The 13,376-nt window shown below is 57.2% G+C and carries 9 protein-coding genes; 5 read left to right on the top strand and 4 right to left on the bottom strand.

The window, feature by feature from the left end; all coding sequences use genetic code 11:
* Positions 1–26: 26 nt before the first annotated feature.
* From P8935_RS23340 to P8935_RS23320, 5 genes are all read left to right on the top strand, one after another.
* Positions 27–1,196, top strand: coding sequence for an AAA family ATPase (locus P8935_RS23340; RefSeq protein ID WP_348262712.1), 1,170 nt, complete (start codon positions 27–29; stop codon positions 1,194–1,196).
* 53 nt (positions 1,197–1,249) lie between these two features.
* Positions 1,250–2,077: a phosphatidate cytidylyltransferase gene (locus P8935_RS23335; RefSeq protein ID WP_348262711.1), complete on the top strand. Its 828-nt coding sequence runs from the start codon at positions 1,250–1,252 to the stop codon at positions 2,075–2,077.
* Between the two features lie 50 nt (positions 2,078–2,127).
* Positions 2,128–3,282, top strand: a complete 1,155-nt coding sequence (gene dxr / locus P8935_RS23330) for a 1-deoxy-D-xylulose-5-phosphate reductoisomerase (protein WP_348262710.1) — start codon at positions 2,128–2,130, stop codon at positions 3,280–3,282.
* Between the two features lie 57 nt (positions 3,283–3,339).
* Positions 3,340–4,779, top strand: coding sequence for an RIP metalloprotease RseP (gene rseP, locus P8935_RS23325; RefSeq protein WP_348262709.1), 1,440 nt, complete (start codon positions 3,340–3,342; stop codon positions 4,777–4,779).
* An 85-nt stretch (positions 4,780–4,864) separates the two neighbouring features.
* Positions 4,865–5,311, top strand: a complete 447-nt coding sequence (locus tag P8935_RS23320) for a thioesterase family protein (protein ID WP_348262708.1) — start codon at positions 4,865–4,867, stop codon at positions 5,309–5,311.
* Between the two features lie 911 nt (positions 5,312–6,222).
* Here the strand turns inward: P8935_RS23320 and P8935_RS23315 are convergent.
* The 4 genes from P8935_RS23315 to P8935_RS23300 all read right to left on the bottom strand — a co-directional run bounded on the left by P8935_RS23315 (position 6,223) and on the right by P8935_RS23300 (position 13,299).
* Positions 6,223–6,894 (bottom strand): HNH endonuclease, encoded by a 672-nt coding sequence (locus tag P8935_RS23315; protein ID WP_348262707.1) that lies wholly within the window; start codon positions 6,892–6,894, stop codon positions 6,223–6,225.
* A gap of 50 nt (positions 6,895–6,944) precedes the next feature.
* A complete protein-coding gene (locus tag P8935_RS23310; RefSeq protein WP_348262706.1) occupies positions 6,945–8,039 on the bottom strand; it encodes a 4Fe-4S binding protein in 1,095 nt (364 codons plus the stop codon).
* Between the two features lie 101 nt (positions 8,040–8,140).
* On the bottom strand, positions 8,141–10,294 hold the full coding sequence (locus P8935_RS23305) for a VWA domain-containing protein (RefSeq protein ID WP_348262705.1): 2,154 nt from the start codon (positions 10,292–10,294) through the stop codon (positions 8,141–8,143).
* 2 nt (positions 10,295–10,296) lie between these two features.
* On the bottom strand, positions 10,297–13,299 hold the full coding sequence (locus P8935_RS23300) for a carboxypeptidase regulatory-like domain-containing protein (RefSeq protein WP_348262704.1): 3,003 nt from the start codon (positions 13,297–13,299) through the stop codon (positions 10,297–10,299).
* Positions 13,300–13,376 lie beyond the last annotated feature (77 nt).

The raw sequence follows: 13,376 nt of genomic DNA, 5'->3' as shown, positions 1-13,376 counted from the left end.
CTCTTCAGACAGTATCCTTCGGTTGAATGATTCAGACGCTTGCAGTGTCGGGATATCGGTCTCTGCGCAATCTGGTGCTGCCGCTTGGGCAACTGAACCTGGTAACGGGAGCCAACGGAACCGGCAAGTCCAGCCTGTATCGCGCTCTTCGGCTGCTCGGCGATGCGGCGTTGAACACCGTCGTGGCTTCGTTGGCGCGCGAGGGTGGACTGCCGTCGACGTTGTGGGCCGGTCCTGAGAAGATTGCGCGAAGTGTCCGGATGGGCGAGCACAAGGTTGAAGGGACCCCGCGGCAGAAGTCCGTCAGCCTGAAACTGGGATTCGCAGGCGATCCCTACAGCTACTGCATCGATCTTGGATATCCTCCGCCGGCGCAGACGGCATTTCCGCTGGACCCAGCCATCAAACGCGAATGTATCTGGCATGGCGGTATTTATCGCAGGGCTTCTGTTCTTGTCGATCGTAACAATCGACTGGTACAGGTGACGCCCGCGAAGACCGCAAAGCATGATGAGCCCACCTTCCTGACCAAGGAACTGAGCTCAACCGACAGTATGCTGGCGACGATCGCCGACCCGCAGCGAGCTCCGGAGATGCTGGCGGTGCGGGAGTCAATTCGAGGGTGGCGGTTTTACGAAGGATTCCGCACGGATGCTGCTTCGCCAGTGCGCGTCTCTCAGGTAGGGACCTTTACGCCGGTCCTGAACAACGACGGCACGGATCTTCCGGCGGCGTTGCAGACGATTCGCATTTTTGGCGACGCAGAGGCGCTGGATCGCACCATTGAGGACGCGTTTCCCGGCAGCCGCATTGAAATTGATGTGCAGAATGGCCGTTTCGAGGTGCAATTGCGCCAGCATGGTCTTCTGCGGCCGCTTTCCGCTGCTGAATTATCCGACGGCACCCTGCGTTATCTGCTTTGGACGGCAGCGCTGCTGACGCCGCGACCTCCGGAGTTGATGGTCCTGAACGAGCCGGAGACCAGTCTGCATCCTGATCTTCTCCCAGCACTGTCTCGGCTCATTATCCATGCGGCCGAAGTAGCGCAACTAATCGTCGTGTCCCATTCGCCAGTTCTCATCAAAGCATTTGAAGCGAAGTGCAATCGGCTGCACCTGGAGAAGTCGTTCGGCGAAACCGTGCTGGCGGGCGCCACCCTTTTCAGCACTCCGAAGTGGGAATGGCCGGTGCGTTAGAGGGAGAAGATCGACTCGGATGGCCGCCTCGGCGGTGTATTCTCAACCCTGGAATGAAACGAGTTCTCACTGCACTGGTTTTGGCGCCACTTGTGCTGGCGCTGGTGTTTCTCGGCCCCATGTGGCTGATTACGCTGGTGGTTGCCGCGGTCGCAATGCTCGCCGCCTGGGAGTTTCTCGCGCTCACGGAGCATCGAGGAGCCAAGCCTCCTAAGGTGCTGACACTGGGAACCATCGGTCTGCTCTTCATGGGTAACTTCCAGTGGCCTGATGAAACCGCCACCCTGTTTGGATTGCTGTCGATTGTCTTGCTGGTCTATTGCACCTTTGCTTCGCCGGTTGAGCGAGTGCTAACCGATGCGACCGTGTCAGTATTTGCACTGTTCTATCTCGGACTTACCTTGATCCCCCTGCCGATGTTGCGGGAGGCATCGAATGGCCCATCTTTGCTGGCATTTCTGTTTCTAACGGTGTGGGCTGGCGATACGGTGGCGATGTACGCCGGGCGGGCGTTCGGAAAACGCAAGATGGCTCCGAACCTCAGTCCCAACAAGACCTGGGCCGGAGCGATTGGTTCAGTGGTAGGCGCGGTAGCGGTGGCGGGAATCCTTCTGGGCCTGAGCTCGTATCTGACGCAGTGGAATTCAGTAAAGCTGTCGTTTGCCGATGCGCCCATGTGGTATTGGCTGGTTCTGGCGGTGATCGTAAACGTGGCTGCGCAGGTGGGCGACCTTGCTGAATCTGCGCTGAAGCGATCAGCGGGTGTAAAGGATTCAGGGACGCTTCTTCCGGGGCATGGAGGCATTCTTGACCGCATCGACGCCCTCCTGCTGGCTGCTCCGGTGCTGTGGTACGCTCAGGTTATCCGCCTGCGGTTTTAGTCGGCCACATTTGTCTATTTGTTATTGATATCAATGGTCTTAGAAGAACGTTGAAACGACTTGCCATTCTCGGTTCTACCGGCTCAATCGGACAGAGCACCCTCTCCATTGTTGAGCAGTTTGCCGACCGCTACCAGGTAGCGACCTTGGCCGCTGGACGCAATGTCGACGAAGCCTTTGCGCAGACACTGCGATGGCGTCCGAAGCTGGTCTCGCTGGCGACGGAAGAATCAGCGGACGAGTTGCGAGCCCGGCTGAAGAAGGCGGGAGCGACCGATACCGAAGTCGTCTGGGGAGCGCCGGGAACTGTGGCCTGCTCCACCCACCCCGAGGCGGACTTTGTGGTTTCAGCGATTGTCGGAGTCGCCGGCCTTGAAGCTACCCATGCGGCGATTCTTGCTGGCAAGCCCGTTGGACTGGCCAACAAGGAATGCATGGTCGCCGCGGGAGAGATTTTGACGGCTGCCGCCCGCGAAAGAAATGTCCCGATTTTACCGATCGACAGCGAACACAACGCGGTACACCAGTGCATGCGGGTCGGCGCTCATGCCGAGGTGAAGACGATCTGGCTGACAGCTTCAGGCGGCCCGTTCCGGAAGACGCCGCTGGCCGAGTTTGCGCACATCACCCCGGAAGAGGCGTTGAAGCACCCGACGTGGGTGATGGGGCGTCGGATCACCATTGATTCGGCCACCATGCTGAATAAGGGGCTGGAGATCATTGAGGCCTGCAGGCTGTTCGACGTTCCCCCGGACAAGGTGCGGGTCACGGTGCATCCGCAGTCGACGGTCCACTCGCTGGTGGAATATGTGGATGGGTCAATCCTGGCGCAGATCTCAGTGACGGATATGAGGTTGCCGATTCTGTACGCACTCGCTTTTCCCGAGCGTCCGGCATCGACTTTGACCTTTGATCTTGCTGCTCTACGGCATCTCGAGTTTGAGGAACCGGATTTCGAGCGCTTTCCCTGCTTGCGCCTGGCTTACGAAGCAGCCGAAAAGGGGGGCGCTCATTGCATCGCCCTAAATGCTGCCGACGAGGTGGCCGTAGAAGCGTTCCTGGAGCGCAAAATCCCCTTTAACGGCATACCGGGTACAATTGAAAAAGTGCTTGCGTCCACGCCGGAGTCGCACCCCGCAACCATCGCCGAGGTGCTCGCATCGGACCGGGAAGCGCGTGCCAAGGCTAGCGCGCTAGTTGGCTGAGTCCGAAACTTTGCTGCGCTGGGTCGCGCCATTTGTGAGGTCTGAATTCTCTCGTTTATGCATGACTTTCTTGTTTCCGCTGTAGCTTTCATCGTCCTCGTCGGCTTGATGGTAGTGGTGCACGAACTTGGCCACTTTCTGGCCGCGAAACACTGTGGAGTTCGCGTCGAGGCCTTCTCGGTTGGATTTGGACCGCGCCTTTTCGGCATTCGCTACGGAGACACCGACTACAAGGTCTGCCTGCTGCCACTTGGCGGATTTGTGAAGATGACGGGCGAGAACCCCGGCGAAGTCGCCATGGTTCCCGGCACGCCTGTGGGTATCCAGGCGGCGGAACGGCTCAACGATCAAGATCCAGACGATGTTCATTCTGAAGAAGCACTGGTGGACGACCCTGGCTCGTTCATGAACCATCCCCGCTGGCAACGCATGCTGATTGGCGTGGCAGGCCCGGTCTTCAACTTCATTCTTGCGTTCGTGCTGATGCTGTTCTACTTCAACTTCATTAACGAAGTGCCGGATATCCGGACCACAAAGCTCGAATGGGTCACTCCCGGCTCAGCAGCCGACCAGGCTGGCCTGAAGCCGGGCGACACCGTTGCGGCTTTCGACAATACCGCGAATCCCGACTACCAGAAGTTCCACGATCTTGTCGGAGAGAACACAAATAAGACCGTTCCAGTCACCGTAAATCGCAATGGCGCAAGTCTGCAGACATTCATCCATCTGCCGGGCACCATCGATGCAATGCGCGATGACCTGAGTAAAGCCGGCATCTTTGTGCAGTACACCCAGACTCCGATCCAGATCGACCAGGTCAGTCCCAATTCGCCGGCCCAGAATGCGGGTCTGCAGTCCGGCGACAAGATTATCTCCGTCGATGGCCATGCCTTCCATACGGTCTTTCCGCTGGTGGATTACATGCAGACGGGGAAGGGCAGTCCCTTGGTCCTTGCGATCGATCGCAAAGGAGTAATGCTGCCGCCGATCACGGTTCATCCGTATGTTCAGGAAGGGGGCTGGCGCCTCGGCTTCCTCCCGGAACTGCCCGGAGAAGTGCCAGTTCGGACCGAGCCGATGACTTTTGTGAGCGCTGTCAAGGAATCGCGAGACTTCTGCGCGGATGGCTCGCTGATGATTGTGAACGTGCTGAAGAAGGTGCTCACACACCAGGTTTCGGTGAAGCAGCTTTCCGGCCCGGTGGGCATCGCGGTCGCAGCAGGTCAGGCAGTCAAGGAACGCTACTGGCTGGCCAAGTTTGAACTTGCCGCTGGCATCAGCCTCAATCTCGGCATCCTGAACCTCCTGCCATTTCCAATCCTCGACGGGGGATTGATCCTGCTGCTGATGATTGAGAGCATCATGCGGCGCGACATCAGCATGATTGTGAAAGAGCGCATCTACCAGGCCGCCTTTGTGGTGCTGGTGGCGTTCTTCGCGTTCATCATGTTCAACGACTTCAGCAAACTGCAGATCTTCTCGCACCTCAAACCCTGAAGACAGTTTTCAGTTCACAGTTCTTAGTTCAAAGTTTTAGGGCCTTGGGTTTTCTGACCACTGAACCCTGACCACTGAAGAAGCTATGCCAGTCATTACCCACCAGGTGCGCGTGCGTTATGCAGAGACCGACCAGATGGGTATTGTCTATTACGCGAATTATCTGGTCTGGTTTGAACTGGGACGCGTGGAACTGCTGCGCTCGCTCGGTCTCGCATACAGCCAACTGGAGAAAGAGCACGAGTGCATTCTTCCCGTAGTGGAAGCTACGTGCCGCTATCGTTCCCCCGCGAAATATGACGACGAAATTCTGATTGAGACGCATCCTGCGATGCTACGCGGATCGGTGCTGAAGTTTGCCTATCGAATCTTGCGCAAGGGAGCAGATGGCGCGAAGCCGACCTTGCTGGCGGAAGGCGAAACGGTGCATGTTGTCTGCGATGACCAGTTGAAGCGCAAAGCACTTCCCGAACACTATGCAGACGCACTGCGAAAGCTGATGCCGGAGCATCGGGCACACCCGACAACGTAGCTTCCCGCGTGCTAACGGTCTGCCGTCATGCAGAGCCTTACGAGTTACCGAACTCACCCTTTCTAACGAAACCTCGTGAATCTGCAATGACAAGGTAATTTGCAGAGCTGGCGCGGCCGCGCTCTGCTCGCTGTGCATGGATGGAACCTTAGTGACTTGGCGCGGAACCTGGAGGAGGCGCGGACATGGAGACTTGGCACTGTCCCAAGTCTTTCGTCACTTTTTCGACGAAGAACTGTTGATTGCCTGGGGTACCTTTCCGTTGCTTCTGTTTTGTTCCATGCAGCTTGACCTTTTCGCCTAGTCTGATACCAGCGGACGCCCCGGTCAGGGAAAAGACCTTCTTGTCCGAGTCTCTTGTCAGCTGAAGACCACCGGGCTCTGACGAGACACATCCCTTCAAGGTGTGGCGGTCGTGATTGACTGCGACGATGGTCCCAACCACTACAGCAGTCCCAGCAACAGCGCCTACGGCAACTCCAACTATTTCACCAGTGCTGGGGCCAATGGATGTATTTTCGCAGGGAGAACCAGTCTGGCAGCAGCCGCTAATAAAAATAGAGGACAGCGTCAAGACAAATGCTGCTTTTGTATCTCGATTCATCCACAATCCTTTCGTGATGAGAGTGATCAGTGTTTTCCATGTAGTGATCTGACCCGGGATACCGTTGCATTTCATTTCGACTAGCCGAATGGCCAAGCATGGCAAACGACGGCTCAAAACTGAGAAACCTATGTTGCTAGTTCTCAGCTCTGGCTTTGGGCAATCTCAGTGTGCTGATGATACTGAGGAGTCAGCGCTCGATTGTCAAGAACAGTTCCGGAAGCTTTGGCCGATTCAACATCTGCGGATGCGTTAGAAGTAACCAAAACCTGAGCAAGTTGGGCTCCATTTGCCATTCATTCATCCATTACGAAGCATTTTCTCGCGAGCGGGAATTGCAATCGGCGCAGGTGGTAAGCAGATTCTCAGCGCTCTCGTCTCCCCCTTCTTGAGGAGACTTCACATAATCTGTTGTCGCGGTGAAGCGCGTGAGCTGCTTCTCGCAATGGCGGCACTTGTAGCCGTCCCGCTCGAAAACCTGCATGCGCCGTTCGTGCTGTCCCTTGTTGTTGATGGGGAATAAGGCTGTCTCTTCAGCGATGCGTTCGGCGCGAAACTTGCGACATGCCTCGATCTCGTCGGGGATGAGGACGCGATAGAGGGTTCCCTGGCGATTAGGTTCGCCAAGTTTCTGGATTGCGCCGATCTCTTCGAGTGCATGCAGCGTGTCCTGCACTTTGCCAATCGAAATATTGTTTTCGGCGGCGTTTGTGTAGGACGACTTCACCACCGCACGCCGCAAGCTGCTGCGGCTTACGCGGATTTGCGGATTGCCGTCCTTCGCAATGGAATGGCGAAAGAGAAACCAGTAGAAAGCAGCGTCATAGGCGGTCAGGATCGGTTGCAGGTCATCGACGATTTCGCCGATGATGTCGGGCAATTCGAGCGCTGAGAATCCAGCGTCTCCCTTGGGAGCATTCGCGGTCTCTACATCCAGTTCGTTAAGAAGCTGGCGAATCTTTTCGATGCGCGGATCCATTGCAGAGCATTCTAATCCTTTCGCTCCGAACCCACGCTCTGAGCGCCGACCTACATGCCGGGGTGCGTCAGCTGATTGGCGCGAGGCACCAACTGCATGTAGACCGATCTTGGCAGGTCGGTCTTCCAGTGATTGGTGGTGCGGGCGAAGAGAACCAGGCCGAAGAAGATGTACGCGAGCACTCCGCAAACGGTTAGCGGAGTAAGCACGCGTCGTCGCCAGCGCTCTGCCGGCGTGCTAGCCTTTCGCGGTGGAAGCGCCAGTTGCAGCGCATTCTGCGCGGAGCAGACGGCCACGCACTCCATGCATGCGGTGCATTCGACGGTGCGAACTTGGACGAGCTTGTCTACCGCGATTCCGGCGGGGCACGCCTTGGCGCACTTGCCGCAATCGACGCAGGCTTCCTGATCGCGCCGGATCTTGACAAGGCTGAGCAGCGAAGCTAATCCCATGAGGGCGCCGTAGGGACAAAGATAACGGCACCAAAAATTCTGCACCAGCGTTGAGAGCAACACGAGGAGGCCGATGACGACGGCGGCAGTGATTCCGATGTCGCGGAAGAAGTTCAGCATCTTGACATCGGCTACAATGCCGTACGGCGTCGCCATGAAGTCTTCAAGCGCTGAGGCGGACATGGCGGCGATGACCGCGACGAACAGGCCGAGCAGCACATATTTCAGGCTCCGAAGTGCGATGTCGGCCCAGCGTGGCGGGTGCAGGTTGCGGCCGTATACGCGGCGGCCGAGTTTCCAGAGAAATTCAGAGAAGGTGCCTACAGGGCATAGCCACGCGCAAAAGGCTTTCTTTAGCAGAAGGCTCATCAGCATGAAGCCGATGAAGAGGAACATGGCGGCTGGATGGATGGCTGGGACATGACCGGTGAGGAAGAGATACTTGGTGTTCATCAGGCCGGCGATGGGAAGCCAGCCTTCGACTCCCGCCGGCCGGGGAACGAACATCCCCGAGCCTCCGCGCTCAAAGTAGCGTGCCCAGAGGAAGAACTGCAATCCGAGCCAGCCGTTCAGAAGTAGAAACAATCCCTGCACGATGTGACGCGTGCTTTGAGATTGATCGGGCGAAAGGCGCCGGACTAGGGGTTTCTTTTTGGATGAGGGCGGCGGCAGTTGCACAGGTTGGGCGCTCATAAAGTTCTTCTCTTGTGAGCAGGCTACTGAATTGGCGAGCAATCAGCAGCGACTTTGGTCACACGAGAACGGAAATGGGCCGGGGGAGTGGATCTAGCGGATTACTGTGCGATGACTATCGGAGCGCGCCAGAAAGCGGCTTTGCTAGTCGCGGGATCGAGAACTGTGACCTGGCATTCGTATTGGCCCGGTTTGAGGCTGGCGGCGCTGAGGTCGAAGTTCAAAGGAGTTATACCAAGGCGCGTCGCAGAGTTCGGCGCAACTGCGATCGGCTGCGTCTTCAATGCTTCAGCGCCATTGGAGTACAGCGTTACAAATGCCATAAGCGGCTGTGTGGCTGGCTGCGGCGTAGTTGGCATGGTGCCGGAAGCCGCAGGAGGAGGAGGTTTGTAGGCCTGAAGGTAGACGTAAATGTCCCGATTCTGGTTGAAGACGCGGGTCACACTGGGGACCAGCTTTTTGCCGTCCTGCACGAGCGGATTTACCGCATCGTCCTTGGCGCGGTCCTTAGCTTTGGCTGCATCGTAGAGCGCATTCTTCAGCTCAACGCGCTGGCTGCTGAGAACAACGGAACTGATGGGAACTCGTTTGTCTTCCTTATTGAGATTCGGAATTACGAACGTTGTTTGATAGGTTCCGATGCGCCCAGTCTCGTCATCGCGGGCCAGAAATTTGATCATGTACTTGCCCGGTAACAGCGTGAAGCCCGTGTCGTATTCGATAGGACGATGGGCGAGCTCTGCTGCTGTCGCGTCGGAGAGCTTGATGTTCACAAAGTCGCGCACATTTGAAACGGTTGTGCCGCCGACCATGTCTTTAATTTCGCCGACGAAGTCGATGAGCGTGTGTTCGGCTCCGCCGCGTTTGGCCAGGGCGAGTTCGCGACCGGGAATCTTGACGACAATGGGAACAAAGTATTCCGCGCGATTGATCTGGAAGTGGTCGACCTCCATGGCGATGGAGAGCTCTGTGACCGGATCTTCGAGCATCAGTGCGTCCTCAAGCTGGCGCTCTTTATCTACGGCCGTGAATTTAGTGAATTCCTTGTCGGCATAGTAGCCCTGGCGGTAGTCGAGCTTGGCTTCGAGGTTCTGGCTGAGCGCAATCTTCACCCGACGGAAGCGGCCGTTGCGTGCAGGATTAGTGGTGTAGTAGCCGATGATGTAGTAGTCGCCGATCGAATCTTGCGCCTGTACGATTCCGTGATCGAGGTCGTTCGTATCGAGCAGAGCCTTTCCGCCGGTATCGGCAGCGAGCGAGTAGAGCGTGTCCTGCGAGTACTGGAAGTTGGCCGTCACCGCGTTCGCGGCGGCGCCTGTGTAAACGCCGGAATTACCCTGAGAGCCCTGAGTTGCATCGCCGAGCGGGGCCTGCGCCACAAGTCCTCGGGCATCAATGGCCCAGATCGTGACCCCGGCTTTAATCGCCGCGTCGACAGTGGCATGCATCTGGGCCTGGTTGTCGACTCCGTTGAGCCGCATTCCGCCGGCAAAATAAATGAGCGACTTCTTTTCGTTGAGTTGGCCAAGCATCCGGGAAGCTGTCTGCAGGGCGGAAAGCTGCCGGTCTGTATTGAAGATGTTGAATTCGCTATCGTCTTGGCCGAAAGCCGCGCCGGTGTCGGCGCTGCTCGCGTCATCCACTTCTTCGGCTGATTCCTGGCCTTCGCCCACGATCAACGTCTCGAGAATACTGAGCAGACGATCGCGATCCTGTGTGAAGTCCTGCAGGATATCGACAGATCCAGCGTTGTAGCGCATGAGGGATACGAGATCCACTGACGTCATCTGGGTGCGAATAAACTGCTCAGCAGCCTGCAGGGCGCGCAACTGGTCAGCGGGTCGCATGGCCGACATGTCGAAATAGAGCGCGAGCAGCCGGCGGTTCTTGTAGCGCTCGTTGTCGGTGGTTTCTGGCGCGATCTTTTCACGCGCCAGCCGCTTGTAGATCTTCAGATCCTCATCGCTGCGTTTGGATGGAGGCAATGGCTTCGCGATTTCGGCGAGATCTTGATGCTCGCAGAACTTGATGGTCTGTGGCACGTTGTCTTCGGTGAGGGTGAAGTCTTTCGCCGTGAGGCCGTGAACGGGATTGCCCTGCTTGTCTTTGACGACGACTGCTTCGACGACAAGCTGCACCTTAACCGACATGGTGTAGTTGTCCTGTGCATCGCCGGAGCGATTCTGTCCGATCTGCTGCGCAGTGGAGGATATAGCGAAGATAGATGCGAGAAGTAGCGCGGCGAGTCTACGCATATTTAGAACCTCACTCGCATGGTGGCTTGCAGACTACGCATGGGCTCAGCCGACTGCGGCAAACCAAACTGTGCGCTCTCAAGCGTTGTGACCCAACTACTGAAGACTGCATGATTCAGCAAGTTGGTGGCGTCGATGCGCGCGTCGAGAAAGAAGTGTTTGCTCGGACGAAACGTGCGCTGCATACCGCTGTCGAGACTAAATTGACTCGGACCTGTGATGGAGTTTCTGCCTGCGGTGCCCCACGCGCCGGGTACAGGAATCGTGTAGGCAGCGGGATTGATGTGCGCGCCATTCTGGCCGCTATAGATTGGCGCGCCAGACAGACTTGGACGCAGCGATCCGATCCAACCTGTGCCTGGAACCGCGACGGGAATCACCGGCGTCTCGGGCAGGCCGGTACCAACATTCAGCTGGGCAAGGATCGTCCATTCCTTTAGCAGTTTGCCTCGCCAGCCGCCGAGCAGCGTTCCGCCTTCGAGTCCCTGACCAGTGGTGTATTGAGCCTGCAAATTCAGGAGATGCCGCTGATCGAAGGAAGAGAGAGAGCGTTCGGCTTTGAGGTCGAGCCAGTCCTGTGCGATCTGCGCGTTTGAAGACGTTATCGCCGAGGAGCCGGCGGAGAAATCGGTTTGGGAAGCAGTGGATTGGTGTCCCTGCCCGCCGAGGGTTGCGTCGTCATCAATCGATTTCGAATAGGTGTAGAGCAGCGATGCGGCAAAGCCGGCGCGCAGCCTGCGACGCAACTGCAGTTGACCGGATTGGCGCGTGGAATTACCGCCGGAGGTTTCGTAGACGAATCCCGCGGGGCAGCCGGGGCACGGATTGGCGGCGCCGAGCGGATAGCTATTGGGCAAAAACTGCTGGACGCCGTGGGTGCCTTTGACGCCGAGATAAGTTGCTGTCATCTGCAGCGCCGAGGGTAAGTCGCGTTGGATGGAAACCTGCCAGGTCTGCGCATAACCAACGCGGAAGTTGGGATCGATGGCGAAATTATCGGCTGTGGTTGTGCCGCACTGGGTGAACCCATTGGCGAGAGTCAGCGGACACGCCGGGGTGTTCTGCTCTTTAACACTCTTTGAGAGTGGCGCTTGTTGCGCGAGTTGAAGCATGGGCGACAGATAAACAGAAGTGTCGTCATAGACGCCATATCCCGCGCGGATGACGATTGTCGATGCAGGAATGGGACGCCAGGAAAGACCGATACGCGGCTCAATGCCAAGCCGATCTGGGCGCACAAGCGAGCTTGGATACGTCTGCCCGGTCACGGATCCGACCGGATTCGAAGCCAGCACCGGTGCGGCCTGCGCGAATCCTGATGAGACATCCAGATTCACGAGGCGATCCTTCAATTCCGTTATCGGCGCACCGTATTCCCAGCGCATCCCGGCGTTGATGGTGAGAATCGGCAGGACGCGCCAGTCGTCAGTGGCGTATGCATCGTAGACCGGCTCACGAAAGTACTTATCTGCATTGCCGAATGCGATGGAACTGGCATCGGGAACCCCGGTGATAAAGTCCGCGAAATCTGATCCAGTCGCCGCACCCGTGAAGGTGAAGCTGCCGCGCGGGTCCTGCTGAAAATAGTCATTGTATTGCTGCTTGCGGAAATCGCCGCCAATGGTGATGTTGTGATGACCACGATACATTCCGATCGAGGCGGAGTATCCGTCGGTGCGATTGCGATTGAAGGTACTCTGCCCGTCGGAAAGAGCCGCGATCCCACTCGAGAAGCTGAGTGCTGGCGGACCCCAGTTTGCGGGTGTCTGATCGTTGCCGCCAATTCCGGCCGCACCCGAGATGTTCTGCTTGTTTGCAAATTCTGGTCGCACCAGTGTGCGCAGACGACTGAAATGATATCCCGCGTAAAGGAAGAGATGCTGATTTAAACGGTGCGACCAGTTGACGTTGGTGTTGAATCCCAAAATATCTGTGGTGTCGACGAAGCGAAAGAGATTGACGCCATCGGCACGCGTGCTTTGGAAATTGAAGTTGCCGTAGAGTTGATCGCGGCGACCGATTGTCTTGTCGAGACGGGATTGTAAGCTGTCCTGATGACTGCTGTTCAGCACGGGGATCTGGAAATTGTAAGAGGGATTGCCGGTAATGTTAGGCAGCGGATATAGCTGTAGCAGCGCGTCGGCCTGCGGACTGACCGGAAACGTTGTGCCATTGATGATGCCGGCACGTTCGTCAAGAGTGGGAACCAGTGCGGAGTCGGTTTGCGCGGTGTGGTTGCGGGTCCACTGGTAGCCGACAAAGAAGTTTGGTCCGCGCGGGAGCAGATGCGCAATCTTCAGCGGACCACCGATCGTAAACCCTGCGGTGATGCGATCGTAGACCGGCTTAGGCGTTGAAAATCCGCTGAGCGAATACTGGCGCGCATCGAGCGCCGAGTTATCGAGAATGAGTCCGAAGCCGCCGTTGTACAGGCTCTTGGTATTGAAGCGACGATTGCCGAAGGCCTGATTCAACGAGAACTGCGAAGTTGCGGCGTTATTGACGCTGCCATTGACCAGGAAGCCATCGGAGCTTTGCTGATTTGCGTCTTCGGGAGGTTTCGGCATCTCTTGCGGTGCCTGCCCTGCGCCGTTCTCAGGTTTTTTTTCTGCGACCTGCAGAGCAGGCTTCGGTGCCGCGGGCTGAGGCGGAGGCGCGGTTGCCAGCGCTTTCAACTGATCTGCAGGCAGAAGCTTGAGTTCAAATTTTGCTGCAGGCATTTTGGGCGCAATCGTCACATCGGCTTCGAGACTTTCGAAGCAAAACATTCTGATTTGGATCTTCCACTGTCCGTCGGGAAGGTCGTCGAAACGGAAAACGCCCCCTTCGTCGGAGGTTATGCTGATCGTCGTTGTACCCTGTGCGGCGGTTACAGTGGCGCCGGGGACGGGGAGACCGCCATAGGTGACCTTGCCGAAGTATTCAGAGGCGCGGACAAATTGTGAGCTACAGAGGCAGACAAGCGCGGCAATGACTAATTTTGAGTACCAGCGCCACTGCTTCATCGACTCACTCCGGTAACCAGTCAATCTCTCCGAAGAGTTCCGGCAACTATTTTGACCGAGTCTATGCTTTCTGCCTT

It is taken from the genome of Telmatobacter sp. DSM 110680 (genome assembly GCF_039994875.1).
In the GTDB taxonomy this organism is placed as follows: Bacteria; Acidobacteriota; Terriglobia; order Terriglobales; family Acidobacteriaceae; genus Telmatobacter.
This window is presented reverse-complemented; position numbering and strand designations above follow the sequence as displayed.

What these genes read in the sequence shown, in the direction of transcription:
- P8935_RS23340 (WP_348262712.1), top strand. Translation starts at nt 27, where the DNA reads ATGATTCAGACGCTTGCAGTGTCGGGATATCGGTCTCTGCGCAATCTG.
- P8935_RS23335 (WP_348262711.1), top strand. Translation starts at nt 1,250, where the DNA reads ATGAAACGAGTTCTCACTGCACTGGTTTTGGCGCCACTTGTGCTGGCG.
- rseP (WP_348262709.1), top strand. Translation starts at nt 3,340, where the DNA reads ATGCATGACTTTCTTGTTTCCGCTGTAGCTTTCATCGTCCTCGTCGGC.
- P8935_RS23320 (WP_348262708.1), top strand. Translation starts at nt 4,865, where the DNA reads ATGCCAGTCATTACCCACCAGGTGCGCGTGCGTTATGCAGAGACCGAC.
- P8935_RS23315 (WP_348262707.1), bottom strand. Translation starts at nt 6,894, where the DNA reads ATGGATCCGCGCATCGAAAAGATTCGCCAGCTTCTTAACGAACTGGAT.
- P8935_RS23310 (WP_348262706.1), bottom strand. Translation starts at nt 8,039, where the DNA reads ATGAGCGCCCAACCTGTGCAACTGCCGCCGCCCTCATCCAAAAAGAAA.
- P8935_RS23305 (WP_348262705.1), bottom strand. Translation starts at nt 10,294, where the DNA reads ATGCGTAGACTCGCCGCGCTACTTCTCGCATCTATCTTCGCTATATCC.
- P8935_RS23300 (WP_348262704.1), bottom strand. Translation starts at nt 13,299, where the DNA reads ATGAAGCAGTGGCGCTGGTACTCAAAATTAGTCATTGCCGCGCTTGTC.